The 25,101-nt window shown below is 45.0% G+C and carries 20 protein-coding genes; 9 read left to right on the top strand and 11 right to left on the bottom strand.

The window, feature by feature from the left end; translation table 11 throughout:
* Positions 1–534: 534 nt before the first annotated feature.
* Positions 535–1,215: a glutathione S-transferase family protein gene (locus ACJJJB_RS05605; RefSeq protein WP_353375147.1), complete on the bottom strand. Its 681-nt coding sequence runs from the start codon at positions 1,213–1,215 to the stop codon at positions 535–537.
* A gap of 52 nt (positions 1,216–1,267) precedes the next feature.
* The gene (locus tag ACJJJB_RS05600) at positions 1,268–2,062 is read right to left on the bottom strand and encodes a class I SAM-dependent methyltransferase (protein ID WP_444945265.1); all 795 of its coding nucleotides are present in this window, start codon (positions 2,060–2,062) and stop codon (positions 1,268–1,270) included.
* Positions 2,063–2,517: 455 nt separating this feature from the next.
* Here ACJJJB_RS05600 and ACJJJB_RS05595 point away from each other — a divergent pair, with 455 nt between their 5' ends.
* Together ACJJJB_RS05595 and ACJJJB_RS05590 are read left to right on the top strand one after the other, a co-directional pair.
* A complete protein-coding gene (locus ACJJJB_RS05595; RefSeq protein WP_282950983.1) occupies positions 2,518–4,314 on the top strand; it encodes a hypothetical protein in 1,797 nt (598 codons plus the stop codon).
* 954 nt (positions 4,315–5,268) lie between these two features.
* Positions 5,269–6,243 carry a right-handed parallel beta-helix repeat-containing protein gene (locus tag ACJJJB_RS05590; protein ID WP_445365862.1) on the top strand — a complete coding sequence of 325 codons (975 nt, stop codon included), beginning with the start codon at positions 5,269–5,271 and terminating at the stop codon, positions 6,241–6,243.
* A gap of 584 nt (positions 6,244–6,827) precedes the next feature.
* On the opposite strand, the gene ACJJJB_RS05585 is transcribed toward ACJJJB_RS05590, so the two are convergent.
* Positions 6,828–8,237: a serine hydrolase domain-containing protein gene (locus tag ACJJJB_RS05585; protein WP_445365861.1), complete on the bottom strand. Its 1,410-nt coding sequence runs from the start codon at positions 8,235–8,237 to the stop codon at positions 6,828–6,830.
* A 380-nt stretch (positions 8,238–8,617) separates the two neighbouring features.
* Here ACJJJB_RS05585 and ACJJJB_RS05580 point away from each other — a divergent pair, with 380 nt between their 5' ends.
* The gene (locus tag ACJJJB_RS05580; RefSeq protein WP_020414931.1) at positions 8,618–9,418 is read left to right on the top strand and encodes an IclR family transcriptional regulator; all 801 of its coding nucleotides are present in this window, start codon (positions 8,618–8,620) and stop codon (positions 9,416–9,418) included.
* 76 nt (positions 9,419–9,494) lie between these two features.
* Here the strand turns inward: ACJJJB_RS05580 and ACJJJB_RS05575 are convergent, their stop codons facing one another.
* Entirely contained in the window at positions 9,495–10,622 is a 1,128-nt protein-coding gene (locus tag ACJJJB_RS05575) for an acyl-CoA dehydrogenase family protein (RefSeq protein ID WP_444945267.1), read from the bottom strand.
* Positions 10,623–10,649: 27 nt separating this feature from the next.
* The gene (locus tag ACJJJB_RS05570; protein WP_444945268.1) at positions 10,650–11,849 is read right to left on the bottom strand and encodes an acyl-CoA dehydrogenase family protein; all 1,200 of its coding nucleotides are present in this window, start codon (positions 11,847–11,849) and stop codon (positions 10,650–10,652) included.
* Between the two features lie 457 nt (positions 11,850–12,306).
* On the opposite strand from ACJJJB_RS05570, the gene ACJJJB_RS05565 reads away from it, so the two are divergent.
* The 5 genes from ACJJJB_RS05565 to ACJJJB_RS05545 all read left to right on the top strand — a co-directional run bounded on the left by ACJJJB_RS05565 (position 12,307) and on the right by ACJJJB_RS05545 (position 19,168).
* Positions 12,307–14,184 carry an acyl-CoA synthetase gene (locus tag ACJJJB_RS05565; RefSeq protein WP_282950987.1) on the top strand — a complete coding sequence of 626 codons (1,878 nt, stop codon included), beginning with the start codon at positions 12,307–12,309 and terminating at the stop codon, positions 14,182–14,184.
* Positions 14,185–14,240: 56 nt separating this feature from the next.
* Positions 14,241–15,443, top strand: a complete 1,203-nt coding sequence (locus tag ACJJJB_RS05560) for a 3-oxoadipyl-CoA thiolase (protein WP_282950988.1) — start codon at positions 14,241–14,243, stop codon at positions 15,441–15,443.
* 60 nt (positions 15,444–15,503) lie between these two features.
* On the top strand, positions 15,504–17,606 hold the full coding sequence (locus tag ACJJJB_RS05555) for a 3-hydroxyacyl-CoA dehydrogenase NAD-binding domain-containing protein (protein WP_444898511.1): 2,103 nt from the start codon (positions 15,504–15,506) through the stop codon (positions 17,604–17,606).
* Positions 17,607–17,686: 80 nt separating this feature from the next.
* Entirely contained in the window at positions 17,687–18,685 is a 999-nt protein-coding gene (locus ACJJJB_RS05550; RefSeq protein ID WP_444945270.1) for a DMT family transporter, read from the top strand.
* 21 nt (positions 18,686–18,706) lie between these two features.
* On the top strand, positions 18,707–19,168 hold the full coding sequence (locus ACJJJB_RS05545) for a PaaI family thioesterase (RefSeq protein WP_444945271.1): 462 nt from the start codon (positions 18,707–18,709) through the stop codon (positions 19,166–19,168).
* Between the two features lie 104 nt (positions 19,169–19,272).
* On the opposite strand, the gene rho is transcribed toward ACJJJB_RS05545, so the two are convergent.
* From rho to ACJJJB_RS05525, 4 genes are all read right to left on the bottom strand, one after another.
* Complete coding sequence (rho, locus tag ACJJJB_RS05540; protein ID WP_444945272.1) at positions 19,273–20,211, bottom strand: transcription termination factor Rho; 939 nt, start codon at positions 20,209–20,211, stop codon at positions 19,273–19,275.
* Between the two features lie 145 nt (positions 20,212–20,356).
* On the bottom strand, positions 20,357–21,247 hold the full coding sequence (locus ACJJJB_RS05535) for an alpha/beta fold hydrolase (RefSeq protein WP_444945273.1): 891 nt from the start codon (positions 21,245–21,247) through the stop codon (positions 20,357–20,359).
* Between the two features lie 59 nt (positions 21,248–21,306).
* Entirely contained in the window at positions 21,307–21,555 is a 249-nt protein-coding gene (locus ACJJJB_RS05530) for a cupin domain-containing protein (RefSeq protein ID WP_282950992.1), read from the bottom strand.
* Between the two features lie 261 nt (positions 21,556–21,816).
* Entirely contained in the window at positions 21,817–22,704 is an 888-nt protein-coding gene (locus ACJJJB_RS05525; protein ID WP_445365860.1) for a LysR family transcriptional regulator, read from the bottom strand.
* Between the two features lie 126 nt (positions 22,705–22,830).
* On the opposite strand from ACJJJB_RS05525, the gene ACJJJB_RS05520 reads away from it, so the two are divergent.
* Complete coding sequence (locus ACJJJB_RS05520; protein ID WP_445365859.1) at positions 22,831–23,439, top strand: short chain dehydrogenase; 609 nt, start codon at positions 22,831–22,833, stop codon at positions 23,437–23,439.
* A 329-nt stretch (positions 23,440–23,768) separates the two neighbouring features.
* Here the strand turns inward: ACJJJB_RS05520 and ACJJJB_RS05515 are convergent, their stop codons facing one another.
* Entirely contained in the window at positions 23,769–24,476 is a 708-nt protein-coding gene (locus ACJJJB_RS05515) for an alpha/beta fold hydrolase (protein WP_444945275.1), read from the bottom strand.
* 455 nt (positions 24,477–24,931) lie between these two features.
* Complete coding sequence (locus tag ACJJJB_RS05510; protein ID WP_445365858.1) at positions 24,932–25,054, bottom strand: hypothetical protein; 123 nt, start codon at positions 25,052–25,054, stop codon at positions 24,932–24,934.
* Positions 25,055–25,101 lie beyond the last annotated feature (47 nt).

Below are 25,101 nucleotides of genomic sequence, written 5' to 3'. Positions count from 1 at the left end.
ATTACACAGCGAATCGCACCCCCGGGCCTTAGAGAGGTTAATTCAAGAAGATTTATACACACTGTACATAACACACTGTTAAAGAAGTTACTTCCGCCATTAAAGTGCAGGGTCTTAATATTTATTAAAAGTGAAGAAGCCTTACCAGGCAAAACAATCCCAGTTCAAAGATTCAATGATCGATATAAGTGAATAAATTAAAAATCGAGTATTAAATCTCAAATTAACATTTAAATAACTCTAAAAAGAAAAACTAAATATCCCACAATTTTTCATCGGAATAAGGAGCCACTGATAATAAAAATGTAGTGCTAGCTCATACCATCTTTGATCTTTATGACCCATTCGAATCAGAGGTATGAGATTCTTCAAACAACTGGGCGAATAATGTGTTTCTCACCCGAAGCCCCAAATGCGTAAAACAACCACGAAAAAGACTTTCTATTTGAGTAAAAAAACTTCCTTAACAGTCACAAACGCGACTTTAGCTGTAATCACGCTTGTGACATGCTACATCAATATTAAAAATAATTATTAGCTACGCAAGTCCTCAATCACAACACCCATATTTCGAGCCTCTTCCTCATGCAGCATTTCTCTCCAGGGCTCCTGCAGCGCATCTGAGATCCATTTTTTCATAGAAGGTAAACTTAGCAACTGATCAATATACTGTTTAGCTGCATTACTAAATGGCAACCCATAGTTCTGTGCGCGGATAGCAACTGGCGCAAAGAAGGCGTCCACCGCTGTAAATTCTCCCCCGGTAAGGAAAGGCCCACCAAATCGCTGCAAGCCTTCCTGCCAAAGCTCATCAATGCGACTAATATCTTTCTGTAGTTGCGGTGGAATCTCAACCAGCTCCACAATCAAACCACAATTCATAGCGCAGATGTTCCTTAAAACCGAAAAACCAGAGTGCATCTCAGCGCAAGCACTCCGTGCCCAGCTTCTTGCCAGTCTATCGATGGGCCAAACCTGCGGAAAATCTTCTGCAACATACTCCACTATGGCAAGGGAATCCCAAACGGTAATATCGCCATCAATCAAACAGGGCACCAATCCAGTAGGGGAAAAACTATGGAATTTCTCCCAGCTTCCCCCCTCTTCAAAAGTCGCCAACTGCTCATTAAAGGGAATTTCCAGGTGGTGCATTAACAACCAGGGCCGCAGTGACCATGATGAATAGTTTTTATTTGCTATAAACAACTGATACATTCGCTTTCCTTAGTAATTAACAATAAGGCTCCAATAGCCACGGTTTTGTCATTTAGAATTGCTTCTGCCAGCTGGCCAGCATTGCCATAGGCGGCACAAACTCAGATTCCTCTAGATCTCCACACCAATTCCCAATATTCTTACCCAGCTCTATAAAGTTTTTCAATGATAGATTACAAGCAATTGCTGCCATCAGCACATCGGCCAATGTATGGTGAAAATTATAATTTTCTTTTGCCTGATACTTCCTACCACTAAAATAATCCAACCCTTGATCATCCCGCTGTGGCTCTCGATTAAAGTATGACATCGCAATTTGTGAAGGGTTACCTTCTTCATACATATTCAAAACAGGATGAATCTCCTCCATCAAAAGATAGCCGCCTGGCTTCAGCAGCGAAGCACAAATACGCATAAATCGCTTTAGGTCCGGCATCCAGTTGAGTACGCCAATGGTAATAACTGCAAAGTCAAATTGACCAATATGCTTTTCTGGTAACTCGTAGATGTTAGAACATACAATCTCCATACCTGGATATCCCGCGGCTTTTGCCAGAAGCTTGGCTTGATCGACAAAGGCTTGAGATCCATCAATACCGACGCAGCGGCCAGCTCCTTTCTTTTTTATGGATATCAGATCTTTTGCATTGTTGCAGCAAATTTGTACCACTGATTTTCCGCAAATATCATAACCACTTACTAATGTATCGAAATCCTTCTCCAAAGCATTAAATTTAGAGTCTGAGACTTGTTCGAGCAGCTGCTTATTGACTTCCCAATGAATGGAGCCGGCCTCATCCCAAGAAGCCAGCGATTTGCCTACAAAGAATCCAGTTTCTTCTTTCATTTTATCTAGTGAAAACCAGTTTTTAGACGGATTAAAAATATACTGAGAATTTTAGGGACAGCCAATACCATACTCCTTACTCTTCCCGTTACACCAAATTAAATTTATAAAGCACCTAATACAACCTTCCCTATTTGATAACACACCAACCTGTTGTACTAGCCGCCTTAAGAAAGATCGGCAAGCCCACACTAAAATTGGCGACCACCTCATTAAGTAACAAAATTTTAACAAGCGCATCATCGCTATAGTATCCTGCTATCTCAAATATCAATCTGACTGGTACTATTGAGGAGGAAATAATCTAGCCAATATTCTTGCCTCTAGTGACATCCTAATCTCTACTTTTTAGGGAATATTACTCTCCCATGTGGATTGGCATATTCTACTCAAACCTGCCTTTTGACCCGTAGTATCACCCGCCATAGCGGTCTGTAGTAGAGGAAGGGATGCTTATGAAAGTCACATCTTGTTTTGCACTCTCAATATTTCTGGCGACATTGGTTGCACCCGGTGCCAACGCACAATGGAGCGGAAACGGCGAAGAATCCTTGGGGCACCCTGGCAAGCATTGTAAAAGGGTTAAACCCCGGTTCGATAAGCTGTTCAAAGCCCCAGTGGATGAGTGCTTTAATGGCGTTGGTGAACCCTACCCCGAGCTGGTTGATGGCGTCTGCTCCGCGGGTGAACCAAAACGCAACGGCGCCCAGATCTGGGGTATGGCTGAGTCACCCCGTTTCCTCTACTGGGGCACAGGAGCAAATGTCCCTTGTACTGCACAGGCCTCTCCAAATGCCGTACTGACGCCTATCTTTGCTCCCAACCAGGGCTGGGTTTGTGAGTTTGCAGAGGGAATACTCGCCCAAGAGAATCCAAATCTTAAAAATCTTGGTGATTGGCGTGCTCCAATGGCCTATCGCATGGATACCTGTACGCTTGAGGTAACGGAAATAACCCCTACTTACGATCCCCTGCTACAAGATACGCTGGGCTTCCGCTCCGGCGGTTATGCCGATGACGTAGTATTTCTCGCCGGTCCCGGTGGGGTTCAGGAGGGAATCGCCGGTGAAGGCGGCGGCAACAGCATCATCATGATGGCCTGGCAGGCAAGTACGGGTCGCTACCTTGGCTCCAAGCGGTTTCCCCAATACTCCAATATCCGCAAGTTCCTTAACCATGAGGGCGTTCTATATACCGGTGTGGCTGTGCAAGAATCTCTCGGTGGCACAGGGGAGGTTTTACGCTGGATGGGCAATATCCATCATCCATTCAGGTTTGAGGTCGTGGGTACAATGCAAAGCACCCCGGCTAATTTCACCGTACATGATGGTCGCCTGTTTTTCTCTACCTGGCCAACTGGCGACGCTCAGACGGGACAAATCCGTGCCTACTCCGGCATTGTAATGAGCCCCAAAATTCCGGAGGGTGGATTCCTGCCGGAAAATGCCAAAGAGTGGAAGGAAGTCTGGAACATTACCGAGTACGAACCAGACCTTGTTTCCGCAGGTGCGTATGCTGGCGGTGATATTACCTCCTGGCGCGGCAAGCTCTATTGGGGCACGATTAACTTCCCGCTGGGAGGCTTTAGGGCGCATGTCCTCGCTTACGGGGAAACCTGGAACAATCCAATTGGAGAGCTGGAAACCATCATCGCAACCCATAGGGCAACAACGGTTTTCCGCGGAGATCGATTTGGTAAAAAGAAACGGAAACCAAAGATTGAAGTGCTCTATGGCTACAAGGATGTTCAGGTTTGGGATCCAGACAGCAATATGTTTGTTGACAAGAATACTCTGGCAGGCCTCCCCCAATTAGGCAGAGCCGGCTTGGGGTGGCCATTTAATGTCTATACTTGGCGCCTAGGGGTAACGGGCAGCGATATGTATCTGGGAACCCTGGATGTGAGTCGGCAGTTTGCTGGCCTGATTGAAAGTGGAACCGATCCTGCCAACGAGCTTCCCGCGGAGCTACTCATGTTCTTGGAAGATGCGCTATCAAATCCCAAGACCTCTGGCGGCAAGCTCTACCGCTTCTTTTCACCAAATCGTAGAGCTATTCCAGCCACCTTTAATGGCGTTGGCAATTCCGGGAACTTTGGTTTCCGCACAATGATCAATCACCCCAGGTTTATGTGGCTCGGCACTGCAAACCCATTTAATTTGGATCCAAGAGGTGGCTGGGAGTTATATAGATTTGCCCCTATAGCTCCCGGAAAACCCAAGTGGGTGAACGATTCTGAGTCAGCGCAATAAGTCAGAAAACTTAGTCTACTGATATTCACTTTTCGGAAGCTACTTATCTAATCAGGTAAGTAGCTTCTTTATTAGGATACCTTCAGTAATGAGATATAACTGCTAATGAATTATTTAAGATAGTTTTTATCAGCTCCACCTAGAATCACACGCACTTATTTACATTAAAACCAATGAATAAATTGGCCAAGTGAAGTGCATTTAGTACTGAAATATTACTGAAACCTTCATAACAAAGCTAAATACATCCAATCAATTTTACCTGTCATTAATTCTAACCAATCAAAATTAGAATTGAGTTGGCTTCAACATAGACCATACATCAATCAATTGATAACCACTCCTCAAAGGATAACTTTCGCCGAGAATTCTACAAAAATTAATCACTCAAAAAATATATATTTATTTTCTAGCCAGAAGCATCACAACCGAATCCAGCACCAAATTCAACCATTCAGAACAGGCCACGCTATTAAACAGTCGAATTACTTCAATTTTTATTTAGAAAAATATACAAAAGAGTTTAAGATCTACAGTTAAACGCTGAAAGAAAACTTCACTTACCCCAAGTGTAATGTATAAATTTTCAGGGTGTACTATCAACTGGACTAACAAAGAGACTTTAGAAGATGTCTAGAACCTGATTATTCAATAACGAATCTTAATGGAGGCCCACATTAGAACATAAGAAAAAATAAATATCTTAAACCCGGTAAAAAAATTGAGTGTTAATATGACAAATTAATGTACAAAGGGAAATATCTTTTTTCAAGATTTTCTCAACCACCAATCACAACCTATAACGTGGGCATTTTCCTAAAAAAACCTTGCAAAAGTGATTTTTCGCCAAATTTTTAAACATTTCACAAAACGGCAGATTTAAATGAGGCAGTTTTTAGCGAAAACTGAAAATATCATTATTTATTTAACACTAAATAGATTTTTAAAGGCACCATGATGAATAGATTGACCTTCTTAAAGCGCACTTTAACTTTTGTAGCTTTCATTTTTAGTATATTTATCTCTTTTAATTCTTTAGCGGTAGAATGTGGCGACATCATATCAACACCGAAGTTTCTTCTGCAGGAGCTGAATTGTCATTTATCACCCGAAAAACCAGTAGCGTTAACTATTGAAGGGCCTTCAGGCAGCTTGACAATGGGAAACAAACAACTTACCTGCTCCTTTAATGCCGGTGAGGGGGAAGTGGGAATCGCTCTTGAAGGTTTTGCCGCACGTTTAGTAGGTGGGCAGATTAATGATTGCCCAAACGGCGTGATTGCGAGAGGTAGAGGATCTCACTCCATTATAGAGACGGAAATTCATGCCGCTTTATTTGAAGGTGTTACTTTGGAAAGTAACAACAACATTGTTTCCAGATCAGTAGTCATGGGGCTAGGGGTTACTCAAGGAGAGGGAATCTCTCTAGATGGAAAAAACAATACGGCCACAGAAAATAGAGTAATTGGTGTAGGGGATGAGGGAATTGAAATTGATGGCGATTTTGCAACAGTAAACTTTAATTATGTTGACGGAAATGGAGATGATGGCATTGATATAGAGGCACTAAATGCGATAATTACCGCAAATTTTGTGAGAGGCAATGATGAGGGTATTAGTATCGAGGATGATAATGCTGTGGTTAACTCCAATACTGTTACAGAAAATGGTCGCAACGGTATAGAAATCTTTGGGGCATCAAATAACCTTGTATCTAATAATTTAGTGACAAAAAATGGATTTGTAATTCCTGGAAGTGCAGGCATAGTAATACTGCTGGAATCTGATGAAAACAACGAAATTGTCGGTAACACATCACTTGGCAATAGTGAAGTTGATCTAAAGGATGTCTTTGACCCTGATTGCACTGGCAGTAATGTCTGGCTGGATAATATCTTTGAAACGGCTGATCCAACTTGCTTAAAATGAGATAATAACTGACTAAAAATATTACTTCTTAGATTAGTTCAGACTAAATTTAACACATTGGTATTGAAATAAAAGAGGCGCCTGGTCTGAACTAATTCAATCGAACTATATTCCCCACCTCTTCAAAGATCACTACTAATCATTATAGAGCGTTATTTTTAGTTGATCACGAATCTCTATTAGAGTATGCACATTTTAAGTGCCTTGATTGAACAGATCAAGGAAGCATCTTACTCTTAGCTAAGAGGGTAAAATCAGTTACTTTCTTTCCTCTGAGACATTTATTTGGATCCAAGGGATAGCTGGGTATTATATCATTTCGCAACTATTGCACCAAGAAAGCCGAAGTGGATTGAAGGTGCAGAGGTCAACAATTAGATTTTCTAGTCTTGGAACGATTTTCATCTAGCTGGGCGATAAGCTAATTTGTTTTATCAATGACTTCCACAATCAAAATATATACTACCCACTATTAAGAGATTAAAACTTTTCTCAACTTCTTCCCAGCCTGCACTTTTAGCAACCCTAAATACCACACAGGGATATTCAACAACATCAAAGAATATTTCTCTCGTGAACCTCGCCTATTTTTTAATAAATTCGATAGATCCATTCTGAGAATTGACAGCGCCTCCATCCTGAATATAAAAAGAAATATCTCTTTGAAGAGCCCCTAAATGTGCCCTATACTTTTTACCATCTCTCAATAAAGGTCCGTTAAGAACCCCCCAATTTACCATTACTTTACCATTGTCAATATAGAGTTTTTGCTCCGGCCAATCGCTACTATTGGTAAAAGTGCCAAGCAAGTTATCTGGAAAATTATCGGAGCTGACAATCAAGGCAGAATCTGGAGCTTCCAATAGCTCACGTCGAACAGACTTCTTCAGTCGATTCATCTCTTGCTCAAATAATGTACTCCTATTTCTTTTATTTAAAATTGAGTTATAAGTATAGTTTGCCATTACATGGGGTAAGATATAAGCCACATCCTGATTAGTGAATGTAATTACACCAATCTCTCTTTCTGGCATAAATGATACATGAATGCTATATCCACCATAGTTTCCAAACCTCGTCAAAAGCGTCTCTTGATTATACTCAGCCAAATCCCACCCCAAAGTGTATCCAGATCGCTCATAGGTGAAATAGGTTTTAGATTGGCCTACCTGCTTTTCATGAAGTTCATCAAAGATATCACTTTTAGATAAATTTAACTTATCTTTGTTTATGTTTACCTGAAGCCATACCGCCAAATCATTTACTGTCGAAACCAACCCTCCTGAGGGATGCATCGTAAGGTCAGACTTGAAATGCCCTGAGCTAAAGATATTGCCATCGCTAGACGTGATGAAAGATGGGAGAATTGCCCTCGCCTTGGATATGTTGTTCGTTGTCGCATTCATATCCAGCGGGTCGGCAATATACTCCTTTATTAGCTCTCCCCAAGTTTTTCCAGTGACATTCTCTGCAATCATCGAAGCGACTATCGGGCCCGTATTTGAATACCTAAAATTATAATCTGGCGCTATCAGTAGATTCTCACTTAATGAGTGAACTAGCTCCTCTGGACCGGAATAACCTAAAAAAGCTGACTTAAAGGTATGTTGGATACTTGTAAATCCTGCCGTATGGGTCAGTAAATCCCTAATACTGATCTTATTAGTATCAACTTTTCCCTCAAGCCCCAACTGGAGCTTATAAGATGATATGGGTTTATCTAAATCCAACTTGCCCGAGCTATGCAGGATAGCCATCAAAGTACTGGTAAAAGACTTTGTGTGACTTGCGATTAAGATAGGCGTTCTCTCTGTAACTTTAGGGCCATCTTCAGAATAGGCATAAAAGAAATCAAGCCCGTTCTTATCAACTATTGCAACAAAATGTGAGCCAATTAAGCGGTTACTATTAGACAGCTCCACCAGAGCTGATTTTATTTCTTTTTCAATACTATCATCTATGGCATAACAGTTATTGCCAGCAATCAAAGCCATTACGACACCAACAAGAAGCCTTATTATCATATCTAAAATTCTTTTTCTAAATGAGATCGAAATTGGAAAAGTTAACTGGTAACGAATTCAAACACTAATTTCATCTTTGAAACAAGCAGCAACTATGCAAAATACGATAAATAGAATGTATATATAGGTATGCCGCAAAAAAAAATACAATTAAACTATATCGGTATTACAGAATACTCTTGATCTTGACTCATTGTTGGGCCCCCAAGTACAACCACAATTTTCGTTACCGCTCATTATTATCCAAACACCCTTCACAGGCCTAAATTTCTCTTCGAGGCTAAGTATCTAACTTCAGATCCAGGAGTAAAATTTGTATACTTGCTACTATAGAAGCAGGATTTAAGACCATGGCTCCGTTGAGTGATCTTCCAAGAAAGAAAAGCGCAGAACCCGATCGCAAGTTTATTGAAGCCCTCGCCCGAGGACTGGATGTACTGCGGGCATTTCAACCTGGTGATGGCTTTCTGGGTAACCTTGAAATCGCCCAACGCACCGGCTTGCCTCGCTCCAGTATTTCACGGCTAACCTACACTCTGACAAAATTAGGTTATTTGACCTACTCGGATCGACTGGAAAAATACCAATTAGGAAGCGGCGTACTAGCACTTGGTTACTCTTTCGTCTCTAATCTGGCTATTCGCCAGGTTGCCAAGCCCCTTATGCAAGACCTTGCAAACTCCACAGGAACTGCGGTAGGACTGTCTGACCGTGATCGACTCGATATGATATTTGTCGAGTTTTGTGCAGCTGCTAATGTTACGACTTTTCGCTACGAAATAGGTAACCGTGTACCTCTAGCTACTAGTGGTTCAGGACGGGCTTTCCTGGCAGCACTACCACAAGAGGAGCGCGAGTACTTTTATGGACACCTGGAGAAAAGGAATAGCGAGCGCTGGCCGAAAATCAAGGTTGGAATTGAAGAAGCGGTAGCAAGCTATAAGCAGCGCGGCTTTTGTTGCTCCTTTGGCGACTGGAACCGCGATGTTAATGGTATTGCTGTCCCCCTACAATTAAGCCAGGGGCGCATTTATACATTTAACGCTGGCGGACCTGCTTACCGCCTGAGTCCAGAATTCCTGAAAGAAGAAGTCGCCCCCTTATTGAAGAATATGGTCGGTAATATAGAGGCCATGCTGATCCGCTACTAGATAACTTGACCCCAGGTTAGTAGCGCAATGCAACCAACCTGGGGAACAACTCATCACCTCACAGCTGCCTGCCTCGCTAGTGCCCGGCAAATCGGCGGGTATGATAATCTGTACTACCGAACAAATACTGGATTGTGGTTAAACGTTTAAAGTAGTGGCTTACATCCAACTCCTCTGTAACCCCTATACCGCCATGTAACTGAATTGCTTCCTGGCCTACTAACCGGGCAGCTTTTCCAATGCGGCTTTTTGCTGCAGAAATTGCCTTAGGGGCAACGCCATTATTCACATCCAACTGTAACGCTGCCATTAATAGAATAGAGCGGGCCTGCTCATATTCGGTAAACATATCCACCATACGGTGTTGCAAGGCCTGGAACTTGCCAATGGCAACGCCAAACTGCTCTCGGGTCTTTGTGTATTCCACGGTCTTTTTATATATTTTCTCCATGGCCCCTACTGCCTCGGCACACAGCGCCAGTGTGGCCCGATCAATTGCCTGTTCCATTACTGGCAAAGCGGCTCCTTCCTCTCCGACCCGGTTTGCCACAGGAACCATGACATTATTAAACTTTACCTCAGCCGCACGGTGCCCATCCACAGTGGCATACCCCTGGCGGTGAACACCCTCAGTGTTGGCATCTATCAATAATAAAGTGATACCTTCACAATCATGTTGGCCGCCGCTAGTACGTACTGCCACCAATAGTTTATCTGCGGCTGAACCGTTCAGAACAACGGCTTTGTGGCCATTCACTACGTAGCTGTCTCCGTTCCTTACAGCTTTGGTGGTAATATCAGAAAGATTGAAACGGCTCTGGGGCTCAGCAAATGCAAATGCCAGCTGCAACTTGCCTTCCATCAACAAGCTTATTAGCTCTCGCTTCTGCGCCTCGTTGGCACCGTTTGCTATTAGCCCACCACTTAAAACTGCACTTGCCAGGAAGGGTTCCACCACCAGACCACGACCAAACTCTTCCATCACCACTATCAAATCAACAGCAGAACCACCCAGACCACCGTCTTCTGCACTAAATGGAACCATTAGCCAGCCCAACTCGGCAAATAACTTCCAGTTATCCTCACTAAACCCAGTATCACTGTCTATTAACTTACTGCGACGATCAAAGTCATAATCCTGTTGAATAAATTTGCACACACTGCTTTGCAACATCTGCTGCTCTTCGCTATAGGAAAAATCCATCGTTCCAATCCTCATTAAACGTCGCGTTTACAGGCCAAGTACCCACTTGCTGATAATATTTTTCTGAATTTCGTTACTGCCACCATAAATCGAGGATTTACGATTATTTAAGTAACGGGGCACGCTGCTGGTAATAACTCCAGGGCCTACGTGCTCGCCATCAAATCCGCTTTTAAATTGCTCCCGGACAAATGGCATTCCGTAATAACCCGCAGTTTCCATGTAAAGTTCATCAATAAGCTGGGCGATTTCAGTTCCTTTAATTTTCAAAATGGAGGATTCCGGCCCCGGTGCATTACCGGTACTCACTGCCGCAAGTGCTCTTAGCTCGGTAAACTCCAGAGCTAAAAGATCTATTTCAATCTCTGCCAGCTTTTGCGCAAAGGCTGGATTTTCCAGGAGGCTGGTGTCACCATCACAAGTATCACCTGCCAGCTTTTTTAAAGTCTGTAAACGTTTTTTGGAAGTGGCAACCCGTGCAATGCCTGTGCGTTCATGGGTCAACAATACCTTGGCATAGGTCCAGCCGTGACCTTCCTCTCCTATACGATTGGCCACTGGTACCCGTACATTATCAAAATGCACTTCATTCACTTCATGATGGCCACCCAAAGTCATAATGGGCGATACAGTAATGCCCGGGTGGTTCATTTCAATTAACAGGAAAGTGATTGCGGCCTGGTTTTTGACTTCGGGGCCTCCGGTACGAACCAGGCAGAAAATCCAATCGGCCCAGTGTCCCAGAGTCGTCCAGGTTTTGGTACCATTAACGATATACTCATCGCCATCTCGCACTGCTGTGGTTTTTAACGACGCCAAATCAGAGCCCGCATTTGGCTCCGAATATCCTTGGCACCACCAAACATTACTTGCCAAGATATCCGGCAAAAACCGCTGCTTTTGCTCTTCACTACCATAAGTGAAGATAACTGGTGCAACCATTTTAAAACCGAAAGGAATTACATCTGGCGCGCCGAAGTTGGCACACTCATTGGCCCAAATGTATTTTTGTGTTGGCGTCCAACCGGTACCCCCATATTCAACTGGCCAGTTAGTCGCAGCCCAACCCTGTTCGTACAGGATCTTTTGCCAGCGTTCATAGTCCTCTTTTCCCAGGGGAATTTCATCCAGTGTCCTCTCACTGATATCCGCCGGAAGCTTCTCTTGCAGGAATTGCTTAACTTCCTGCTGAAAAGCTAATTCTTCTGGGGAAAAATCTATATTCATTCGCTTGCTCCTGTTTTTATGGGTGCAATTGGCAGAGATTTTTCAGCTAACTTCCTTCACCAACTTGCACAATCAACATGTACTAAATTCGGAAGTTCCCTTATACAAGCGGAATAAATTCACTTTCGATCTGGCTCGGCGGGCCCTACTCTTTGTCTTAAGTAAACCTATCTACAAACAATTTCAGGCTGATATTGATATCTGAGCATCGCTATTCTGACTTTTTCCGACTCACGGAAGTAAGTCCTCGGTTAACGAGCCAACTCTATTGGCGCAACTTTCTACTTAATGGCGTATTTACATAGCAGGTGTATATATTTACCCGCCATTTTCCATCAATTAGCTTTTAAATCACCACTCGACGCACAAAACATTACCATTGAATTCCGCAGAGTGGAATGCTCATTTCACTTTTGATATTGTCATCAGCATAATAACCATAGTGAGAGAAGCCCCCATGTCTATCACGTCCACTTCCACTGGCAGTCCCATGCTGCAATCTCTTGCAGAAATCCAGGAATATGAAAAAGTTCCTTTGTTACAACGTTACCCCTGGGAAAACACCTACGATTTAATTCGGCAGGCCGCCCGTCTTTACCAACAAGATGCAGCCATCGAATTTCTTCCCACCGCTGTACCAGATGAAGAAAGTGTGACAGTGAGCTACTCACAGCTATCCGAGAGAGTTCACCAAACTGCCAATCTACTCCATTCTCTCGGCATAAATTCGACAGATACGGTTTCATTACTATTACCCAATCTTCCAGAAACGCATTTCGCACTCTGGGGAGGACAAGCCGCAGGAATCGCCAGTCCTATTAATCCATTGCTGGAACCGGAGCATATCGCCGAGATCATGAATGCCACCAAAGCCAAGGTATTAGTCAGCCTTGGGCAGGATCTCAGTGAGGAGATTTGGGAAAAGGTTGCGCAGGTCATTGAGCAGGTTCCAACCTTGAAGGCACTGCTACTAATCAGTAAAAAACCGGTTAGTACCCTATCCATGCCTTCCGGCATTAAGGTAGAGAATTTTGTATTGGCAATTGCCCAACAGCCAAATGACCACTTAATTAGTGGGCGAACTATTCAAGGCGATGAAATTGCCAGTTACTTCCACACCGGAGGGACAACCGGGCGACCTAAAATTGCACGCCTGACCCACAGCAATATTGCGTTTGTCGCACAACTGAGTGTGGACACAACATCCAGTAAGGGGCGATTTGCTACCCTCAGTGGCCTTCCTCTGTTTCACATTTTCGGCACTGTGGTCGCCGGCATTGGCACTCTGCTCGCCGGCCGCACGATTGTTATAATGACCCCATCAGGTTTTCGCTCCCCCAATGTGCTCCCCAACTGGTGGCATCACGTCGCCCGCTTCCGGGTGCAGGGCTTTGGTGCCGTGCCCACTATTCTCGGCATCTTGATGCAAATCCCTGTGGGCGACAATGACATCAGCTGCCTGACAGATGTTGGCTGCGGGGCCTCGCCTTTACCCGCAGCGCTTAAGAGTGCGTTTGAGGAAAAATTCAATGTGACGGTAAGCAACGGCTATGGCATGACAGAGTCCAGCTGCCTGCTGGCCCGCCCCCCAACAGATATGCAAGCACCCGAAGGCAGCGTCGGCCGCCGCCTCCCCTACATGGAAATGAAAATTGCCGAAGTGGATGGAAACCGGCTAGTGAGAACCTGTAACACCGGTGAAGTAGGTATTGTGCTAGCACGGGGGCCACATATTTTTTCAGGCTATCTCTCCGAAGAGGATAACGCCAAGGCTTGGGTTGACCACAGTTGGTTTAATACTGGCGATATGGGATATGTCGATGGCGATGGCAATCTTTATCTGACCGGGCGAGCCAAGGATTTAATCATTCGTGGCGGCCACAATATAGATCCGGCCTTGATTGAAGAGCCACTAAGCCGTCACCCCGCCGTGGCTATGGCCGTTGCCGTGGGACAGCCCGATGCCTATGCCGGTGAGGTTCCGGTGGCCTATGTCACTCTATATCCGTCCGAAAATCCTCCCACGGAAGCGCAGCTTATCGACTACTGCCGCACCCAGATTTCTGAACGTGCAGCGATACCCAAGCGGATAGAGATCATTGATGAAATCCCCCTAACTGCAGTAGCCAAGGTATTCAAACCCGCTTTGCGTAATCGCGCTACCGAATATGTTATTGGTCAGGCACTTCAGGAAAAAAATATATCTGCAGAATTTTCTGCCCGTTTTGATAGTGCCCTGGGCCAGGTTGCAAAAGTTCGCCTGGAAAAACCTTCGGCTAAAACGGTAGCAGAGGAGGCATTGGAAAATATTCCGGTAGCACTGGAGTTTGATTAAGCCCGGACATTTACTACTGCTCACAAAACAATAATCAGTCATTGGGAAAACTGACAATGCCACAAGCTTATATCTATGATGGCGGCCGAAGTGCTTTTGGTCGCCATGGAGGTAGCCTTTCCAGTATCAGGCCAGACAATATGCTCGCGCATGTCATTAAAACCCTGGTTGAACGTAATAATTTCGATCACAAGCAATTTGAGGATGTGATTGCCGGAAATACCAATCAGGCCGGTGAGGACAGTCGTAATATCGCCCGCTTTGCCGGGCTAATTGCAGGACTGCCGATCTCCACCGGTGGTATTACGGTAAACCGCTTATGTGGTTCAGGCTTATCTGCCGTTGCCGATGCAGCCCGCTGCATCAGGGCCTCGGAAGGTGATTTGTTCATTGCCGGTGGTGTTGAATCCATGAGCCGCGCCCCTTTGGTCCTCTCCAAAGCAAGCAGCCCGTTCGATCGCACCCAGCAACTGGCGGATACCACTTTGGGTCCGCGCTTCACCAATCCCGATATTGTTGCAGAATTTGGCAGCCATACCATGCCGCAAACTGCAGACAATATCGCCGCAGACCTGAATATTCAGCGGGAAGAGTGCGATATCTTTGCGTTAGCTTCACAAGCAAAATATGAAAGCGCGCGTTTTGATGGCTTTTTTATCGATGAAATTATTCCTATTGAAGTGCCACAGGACCGAAAGCAACCACCCCGCCTTGTCGATACTGATGAGCATCCCCGCCCCGATACCAGCCTGGAGCGCCTGCAAACGCTACGCCCGCTATTTGAAGGCGGCGTAGTAACTGCTGGAAATGCTTCTGGAATCAACGATGGTGCCGCAGCACTCATTATTGGCAGTCAGGAGGCTGGGCAGGCCGTAGATCTCAAGCCCCGCGCACGTATTCTCGCCAGTGCTATTGCGGGAGTGGAGCCAAGAGTAATGGGGTTAGGCCCGGTCCCGGCTACCCGTAAGGCATTGGCTCGTGCAGGCTTGAGCCTGGCAGATATGGATGTCATGGAGTTTAACGAGGCTTTTGCTGTACAGACCATGGGCTGCCTGAAAATGCTCGAGATTGATTACGAGGACTCCAGGGTAAACCCCAATGGTGGTGCAATTGCAGTTGGGCATCCGCTCGGCGCCAGCGGAGCCCGCATTCTACTCACAGCACTACGCCAGCTGGAGCGTAGCGGTGGGCGCTACGGGTTAGCCACCATGTGTATTGGTATTGGCCAGGGAATCGCAGTGATTATAGAGCGTATATAAAAACCGGCGAGACCCTCTAGGAGAAACAATCTAATAGTCATTTAAGATCTGGAGATAACAATGTCTACCGTAAATTATGAACTTATTGGCGATATTGGTGTTATTCGACTTAACAACCCCCCTGTCAACGCGCTTTCCCACGGGCTGCGCGAAGGCATTTGGGGAGCGATCAAGAGTGCCCAGGAAGATGCCTCTCAGGCACTGGTTTTAATATGTGAAGGCCGCACTTTTATTGCTGGTGCAGACATCACAGAATTTAGTAAGCCTCCACAGGCACCTGCCTTATCTGAGGTGATTACAGAAATCGAAAACTCTCGTAAACCGGTGATTGCCGCTATTCACGGTACCGCATTGGGCGGGGGCTTTGAGGTGGCACTGGCTTGTCACTATCGTTGCGCCCAGGCTTCTGCCAAAGTCGGCCTGCCTGAAGTTAAATTGGGGTTATTGCCTGGGGCCGGTGGTACTCAGCGCACGCCACGTCTGGCCGGCGTTGCGACTGCATTAGAAATGATCACCAAAGGTACCCCAATCCCGGCTGCGAAGGCCAAAAGCATGAAGCTGATCGATCACGTGGTTGATGATGATCTATTCGAAGGGGCCCTCGCCTTTGCTCGTGAGCTAATTGACCAGAAAGCCCCACCACGCAGAGTCCGGGATATCACAATAGATCCTGCCAGTATTCCAGAGGGCCTATTCGACGATTTCCGCCAGCGACTGGAAAAAAGAGCACCTGGTCAACTGGCCCCACAGAACATTGTCTCCTGTGTGGAGGCAGCAGTTAAACTGCCATTCGATAAAGGGCTAGCTAAAGAACTGGATCTATTTATCGAATGTCTGCTCTCAAGTCAGTCCGCCGCCCTGAGGCATATGTTCTTTGCCGAGCGACGTGCGACAAAAGTTCAGAATCTCTCCAAAGATACCCCTATCAGAGAAATAAACAGTATTGGCATTATTGGCGGCGGCACTATGGGGGGAGGTATCGCCATGAATTTTGCCAATGCCGGTATCCCAGTCAAGCTGCTGGATATCGATCAAGCTGCCGTAGAGCGTGGTCTGGCAGTAATCGACAAGAACTACAGTATCAGTATGAAAAAGGGGAAGATTACAGAGCCCCAAAAAACACACTGCCTCTCACTAATCCAGGGCACCACTGACTATTCCGACCTGGTAGAGGTAGACCTCGTTATCGAAGCTGTGTTTGAGAATGTAACGCTTAAAAAGGAAATTTTTTCCAAGCTGGACCAATACTGTAAACCCGGCACCATTCTCGCAACAAACACTTCCTACCAGGATATCGACCAGATCGCCGCTGCTACCAATCGGCCAGAAAATGTTATCGGGTTACACTTTTTCAGCCCCGCCAATGTTATGAAACTTCTAGAAGTCGTTCGTGGCTCAAAGAGCGCCGACGATGTTATCGCTACCGCAATGCGGTTGGCAAAAACTATCAAAAAAGTTCCCGTGCTGGCCGGAAACTGTTATGGGTTTATTGGCAACCGGATGCTGCGGCCCTATGCCCGTGAAGCGCAACTCTGTTTAATAGAAGGAGCCACCGCGGAGCAAATAGATACCGTAATGCAATCCTGGGGCATGGCCATGGGGCCCATAGCGGTTGGAGATTTGGCCGGTCTCGATATTGGCCACAAAGCCCGCGAGGGCCTGAGCGAAGCAGAAAAAGGCGACCCCAAAACCTACTGCATTGCGGATGCTTTAGTAGAGATGGGACGCCTGGGCCAAAAGAGTGGAGCCGGTTATTACCGCTATGACCCAGAAACTCGCGCTCGTACCAGTGACCCCGAAGTCCAAGCAATCATAGAGGCTCAAGCCAAAGCTCATGGGATAGAGCGGCGAGACATCTCCGATAAAGAAATTCTTAATCGCCTTACTTTCGCCTTAATTAATGAGGGAGCCAGAATTCTGGAAGAAGGGATAGCCCAACGCCCCAGTGATATTGATGTTGCGTATGTTTATGGCTATGGTTTCCCTCCCCATCGCGGCGGCCCCATGTTTTACGCAGATAGCATCGGCCTGAAAAAGATCTACGATACTATTTGCACATTCCGTGACCAACATGGCGAAGCCAATTGGACTCCCGCACCATTGCTCGTCCAACTGGTAAAAGAAGGTAAAACATTTGCGAAATGGGCAGACGATCAGCGATAGTATTCGCTTCTCAAGGGTAACCGGTAAAAGTACCGGTTACCCTTTTTGCCAAAGTTGAGAGATTTTTAATTGGCAACACAATGACAAGGCCTGATACCTTAATAGAATCGAAACTACGACCGAGCCAGATGCGGTTTAATGAGTTGCAGCTCGAACAGTCACCAGAACCGTTAGATCACCACAAAGCGATCCAAGCCAGGGTTAAGAGAAACAATTGGAAAGGCATAGGTTACGCACTGGCCACCGCCATGGTTGCCAGTACAGCCGCCGCAGCCAGTAAATGGATATCACCCGCCGTACCAGTACCTTTAATAGTTCTCAGCCAATACAGCATCTGCTTACTATTACTTATTCCCTGGCTGGTGCGCCAGTCACCCCAACAGCTCATAACACAACACTGGAAAACCCATTTACTGCGAGGCTTTGCAGGCTGGCTCTGCTTCTTTTCCTACTTTTATGCACTCAGCCGTATTTCATTGATGGAGGCAGGCTTACTACGCAATGCCGCCCCTATTTTTGTTCCACTTGTAGCCTGGCTTTGGGCGCGTGCACAGATTCCCGCCACAAGCTGGCTACCCATTGTGCTTGGACTACTTGGTATCGCACTGATTCTTCAACCTGATATCCATGGTATCAGCAGTGGCCACGCCTTCGGCTTACTGTCAGGTATTACTCTAGCTGTCTCTATGGTGGGCACACGTATTCTGTCTCGTACTGATAGGTCGAGCCTTATTTTGTTTTACTACGTCCTTATCTCATTTATGTGTAGCCTGCCCCTGGGTATCTACTACTGGCAGTCAATACCTACCTGGACTATTCCCTACCTGGCTTTTAATGGGGTTTCTGTTTTATTAGCGATATGGCTCTATACCAAAGCTTATAGTTATGCAAAACCCAGTGTAGTTTCACCAATCAGTTATTTTGGAGTAGTTATTGCCGGCATTTTTGGCTGGCTGATATGGCAGCATCTGCCTAACACAATTGCGCTGATAGGAATTCTTATAGTGGTCACAGCAGGTCTGCTCACAGTGTATTTCTCCACCCTGCGCGCTGCCCGAACGCACCCAGTTCCGAACTAATTTCCCAAAAGGTAAGTCCAAATGAGTTGGCAAAATAAAAAACAACCACCGTTTAATGATCATTTGGGTGTGAAAATTGATGAATGGCAGGAAGGCCGTGTAGTGATCGGCGTGACCGTACTCCCTGAGCATTTGAATAGCCACGGAGTACCCCATGGGGGGTTTATTACAACGTTAATTGATATTGCCGGATCCTACTGTGGTCTCTACTGCCCGTACCCAAATCGTCGACGTAAATCCCTCACGCTTTCATTAACAACTAATTTCACCGGTCGAGCCAAAACCAACCAGTTAACCGCCATAGGTAAGTTGACCAGCTCGGGGCATAAAATCTTTTATTCCTATACCGAAGTTTATGACAGCGTAGGAACTCTGCTTGCAACTGGTCAGATGACAATGCGTTACCAAACTGGTAGTGAAATACTAGAGGGGGAAGCCATTGAAGAGTATCCTGCAAAAACACACCATAGAATTGACGTGTGAAGCTCCCGACTGACTAACAGTTGTCATAATAAGGTCTCGGGCGTTCAGTAACTAACTCCTAAAATGCTAAGCAGCTAAATACTCCCCCTAAACTTAACTAAAAATTAATGGTCAAGTAACTCCGCATTAGTCGGGTACTTTTTAAGGAGTTCAATAAGTTTTTTAGTGCCATCTACAGGCTTAAGGCCGGCAAGCGTTCTTCGTAAAGCTCTTATCGTTGCAATATCTTTCGAGTTAAACAGGGCTTCCTCACGGCGAGTACTGCTTTTAGCAATATCCAAGGCAGGGTAAATTCGCTGTCTCGCAACTTCCTTTGACAATACTACCTCCATATTTCCCGTACCCTTAAACTCCTCAAATATCACCTGGTCCATTCGGCTTCCGGTATCCACGAGTATCGTTGCCAGAATCGTAAGTGATCCACCACCTTCAATCTTTCTCGCAGCGCCAAACAGCTTTCTGGGTATCTCCATAGCCCTGGCATCTATCCCACCTGACATTGTACGCCCCCTACCACTCTGCTGCGCATTATGCACCCGTGATAGCCTTGTCAACGAGTCAACCACGATCATTACATCCTGGCCTTCACCGGCTTCCTTACAAGCCCTATCAAGGAGTTCTTTAGCTACCCGCACATGCTCTTTATAGCTATGATCAGAGGAGGAAGCATACACTTCTGCCGGTACACTTCGCTTAAAGTCAGTAACCTCCTCTGGCCTTTCATCAATAAGCAAAGCGTACAGCTTTATTTCGGGGTAAGCCTTCCCCACTGCTTGGCAGATATGCTTGAGGATAGTGGTTTTGCCACAGCCCGGAGGGGCCACAATCAAGCCTCGTTGCCCCTTGCCAATTGGCGTAATCAAATCCATCGCCCGTACCGTAAGTTGCTGAGAACCTGACTCAAGGCGAATAGGCTCAGATGGATTAATAGCTACGCCATTTAAGAACCGCTTCTTTGGATCAGAAGTATCCTCTTGCTTTTTATCAGCCTTCTTAGGCTCCGTATTTCTTTTTACCTTTAAGGATAATATTTTTCTAGACATAATATGCGCTTTACAAATCATTCCCCATTGGGGAGCACTTTAACTTTTAAAACAAAACTACAGAGAACCAGATTTTCTTGATCCTCTGTGTTTATCACCACGAAACCACTCTATACACAAGTTAAGTAAAGCAGGGGCTTATATATTATTTATCATTCTCCATGGCAGAAAGAAACTGATCGAGTACCTGATTAAACTCTCTGGGTCTCTCCCAAAACATCATGTGTTTTCCCATATAAACAGCAGTGGCAGACGGTGTATTGGCCTTGATCCATTTATCCGCAACACTTTTAACTTCCTCTCTAACAACATACAGTAGGGGCAATTTACCTTCCAATGCTACAAGATCATCACTATAGTCCAGGTAAAATCCGGTCGCGTTGGTAATTGAAGCGACACTACTAGAGGTCTGATTAGCAATTTGGGTAACCCAGGCAATATTTTCCTTTGAAGGGTTTTCAAGCATCCATTTCACAAATTCACTAATTACATTATCTCGATCCTCTATAATGCCCTCAGTAAATGAGCGTGAATAGCCGTCCGAATCATCATTTAGATACCAAACCCACTCATCACGGCTTGCTCCCGCTATATCTGGTCCAGTATCAATCATGATCATCGCTTTCAGTTTATCGGAACCAAACTGATTCAAATATGCCAATTGCTCCGTTACGCCATATGACCAACCTGCCAAGATCACCTTGTCTATATCCAATGTCCCTATTAACTTAGCCAGGTCTCTAGCATGTTGTTGATAGGTGTGCCCTTCGACGGGCTTTGATGATTTGCCCTGCCCACGGGGATCATATGCCAGCGCGCGGTACTTTTTAGAATCTTTAAAGTGGGCAAGTTGATGCTGAAAAACGTCTGCCGACATCATCCAGCCAGGAATAAAAATAATGGCAGTATCACCACTCCCCGATTGTTCATAATAAATAGTGAGGTCTTTATCTATCTCGACTTCTTCTGCAGCTACATTGACCACAGATAAACCAATCCCGATAATTACCATTCTTAAGAAGTTTCGCATTTTCATAACTCTTACCCACTCCCAATCATGTTGTTAAATCGTCACTCCAATGAAAATCAAGGCATTCAAGCCTGGTAACTTTCTACCGTCAAATTAACTGACTTATTAAGCTGGTACCACTTCAAACTGGCTTGAATAATTAACAATTCCATCTCTTTCGATAAGTCATTAACTAATCCATGGGTTCCAGCTATTTTATTTAAAATTATACCTTCAGCGGAAGCTCGTGTCTTCTCGTCCTCGATAGTCAAAGTGCCTTTAGCTTTTAAAATGATATACATCTCCTCAATATCACAATGGGCAAGCTCACCCACAGAGCTAAACCGTGGCATCACAACAGGAATAGCAAAATCTCATGCTCTATTAAAATCTCTGCATTTAAGGGCTTGATATATTACTATGCCACCCTCTCCGCCGCGCCTCTCCTGTTCAACTTTTTATTGCACGAATGAAAATCAAGAATCATTTATTTTCCCGATAAAATTGCGTTTCTAAAGATCTCATTTACTCAGTAACTCCTGAATCCCCTATACCACTCTCGCACCTTTATGTACTTTAATATCAACTAAAGAATACTAGACACACTCTCTCAACAAGTTTACAACCCAATTATGTAAAGCATCATGATCTGAACGAGGGTGCCATGCGGCTATAACATCAAACTCTACCGGCTTGTTTTTCAGATTAAGAATGGCAAGGTTTGAATCACTCGCTACCCGGTTAGGTAAAAAAGCAAGCATATCTGTTTTCTTGAGATATTGTGGAACCGTGGTAAAACATGGCGTAGACATAACAACATTTCTACGCAAACGGTGCCTTGCAAACCAACCATCAATAATTCCTGCCGCACCAGACTTAAGCGGAGATGCCATAAGATGCGGCTCAGAAGCTATTTCCTCCAAACCCAGCTTCTTCTTTACCAGAGGCGAACTCTTTGCCGCAACGCAGACATAGTAATCAGTAAATAATGTGATAGAAGAGTACAGGTCAGAATTTATATCCGAATCTGCAACTATTAAATCCACCTTGGCTTCACTCATTAACTCTTCCAGTCTGTCTGTAGCAATATCCCGTATTACCACTTTCAAGTTGGGAGCTAGCGCTCTGAGTTTAGGCAATAAGCTGGGAAGCACCACTTGTTGGGAGTAATCTGTCGCAGCGATGGTATAGGTTTGTGCTATTTTAGATGGGTCAAAAACTGCTGGCTCCAACAATTTATCTAACCCTTGGAGGATCGCATCAACCTTTTTCCCTAAGTTTATTGCTGTCGGCGTTGGAATTAGTCCATTGCTTTTCCGGAGAAAAAGTTCATCACTAAAAATATCTCTCAACTTTTTTAAATGTTCACTAACAGCTTGCTGAGTAAGGCCGATCTGGCTTGCGACACGAGATACACTTCTTTCAGATATTAATGCCTGGAATATTCGGAGCTGCTTGACCTCCAATCGATTTATTTGGTTCACACTTGTATCTCTTACAAATAAATACTGTTTAACATTGTATCACAATAAAACTAGCATTCTCCTAGTAATTGAGCAGCATCGAATTGCGGCAAATAGTAAATTCTTCATATAAAACAGGTACTTAGAGTGAAAAACGTTATCCTTATTGGCGCACAAGGTAAAATGGGACAGGCCGCTTTAACAGGGTTAAGCCGCCACAAGGTTATCACAGCGAGTCGCTCGGGAAAGGGATGTGACCATCAGGTTGATATTACTGATGAAGACTCTATCAGGCGACTGTTTAAGACGGTGGGTGACTTCGATGCTGTCGTAAACACCGTTGGTTTCTGTGAATACGCAAACTTTGTCGATATGACTGAGCGACAGTGGATGACAACAGTAATGAGCAAGATGATGGGACAAATCAATCTTGTAAGAATCGGTCAAGAGTATATCGCCGATAAAGGATCCTTTACGCTAATATCCGGTATTCTAAACATCAAACCGATCCCTATGGCAATTGCCGATGCAACAACCAGTGGAGCAATTGATACCTTTGTCAGATGTGTTGCTTATGAACTCCCCAGGGATATTCGAATCAATGTGGTTAATCCAACGGTATTGGAAGAAGCCTGGGATGTCTACGGTGATATGATGCCTGGTTTCGAGCCCGTGCCGGGGCACCTGGTCGGAAAAGCTTTTGAACGTTCAGTCGATGGATTTATAACTGGTGAAGTAATCTTTGTCGATGCCTAGCCTGGAGTGTTCAGTCCCCCTCCCCTGCGGGAGGGGGGCGCGTGGGAAACTAAAGTATGAACTAAAGCTATTACTTAGTTTGTAATAAGAAAAATAGATCAAACTCGCACTAACCGAATACTTTATAAAAAAACTTACTGAACAGATCAAAGACTTGCGTCTTGTTTGACCGCCCACCGAGTGCAAATAGAGCCCAGCCATACAGAAAGGTTAATAGGACAAAGAATACCCCAAAGAAAGACCAATAAACAGCAATTAATTTTATTCTGAGCTTTTAATTAATTATCGCTTGATTTTTCCATACCTCCATTACGATATGATAGCGACAATCAAGTCGAACGAATCAACACCTGAGTCAACTCCTTGGGCGTATCTATCATCACATAATGACCACATGAAAGGGTCATAACCTGCCAATCAATGTCCAGCTCAGCCCTGTCGAAAAAAGGCTTGCCGATACCTGGGCTCCAACCTGTAGCAAAAATATAAAGGCGCCCAGGCACCTGTTTCCATAAGCCATCCAGGCGTATAGGTTGCTCAAAAGTCTTTAATGGATGATCAACATTACGCCGATCTACCCAGGCGTGATCTTCAGCATTAACCCCAAAAACTTCTGCTGGGCTAGGTGCCACCCGAAAACCCTGACCTTTAGTTCTAGCGCTCTCCTTGAAACTGGAGGCATCGTCGCTGGGAAGGAGGTCCAGGACACTCTGCCCATCTTCTGGCACTAAAGCATCGAGATAAACTAGGGAAGATATAGCTTCGGGTACTTTATCAGCAACACCCGTTATAACCATACCCCCATAACAATGCCCGCATAAAACGATGTCAGACAACTCTTCACACCGAAGAACTTCCAAAATGTCCTGAATATGGGTGTCCAGGTCAATCCTATCGTTCAAGAGGTGCGAGCGCTCTCCAAGCCCTGTGAGGGTGGGTGTGAAAACGTCATGACCTGCCTTGCGCAGAAGTGCTGAAACCCGCTTCCAGCACCACCCTCCCTGCCAACCTCCATGCACCAAAACAAAAGTTGTCACAAATCACTCCTTACTCACCTAATTCATTCGCTTCAGAGACAGGTAAATTAGCTTGATCATAGGTCAAGATATCAAATAACGGAGGGGTTGGTTGCTGAATTTATAGCTGGAATCCAGGTACATATTCGCGGCGATTCGGTCTACAAATTGAATAGGTAACCCTCCAAGTAAGTTTGTGAAAACGACAATAGATAGTTCGTCCTCAGGGTAGTGAATCACAGTTCCCGCATTGGCACCACTTGCACTAAGAGCCCTATGTCGCCCTCTATCAATAACTTACCACCCCATCGCATACCTATTCTCGATATCGTTAAACCCTCTGGTTTTCCCATCTTCAAGAATGACTGGTGCCATAGCAAATTGAGGTCTTTAACTAACTTACCCGACTGTAAAGTGATAAGATAATTTGCCATCTCAGTTGCAGTTGTACTCATACCCGCCACAGCTCGCATGATCTAAGCAAATTCACCATAAAAATTTACGTGCTCACCCTTACTGGAATCATTCGCATACTGCCTGGCATGATTGGCTGTTGGGCGTACCATATCTTCAAAGCCAGCATTAGTGGTTAACTCCATCCCGACAACCTTCAATTGGTTATCAATTATAAACTTAGGTAAACCAC

This window comes from Microbulbifer variabilis (assembly GCF_052468405.1).
This window is presented reverse-complemented; position numbering and strand designations above follow the sequence as displayed.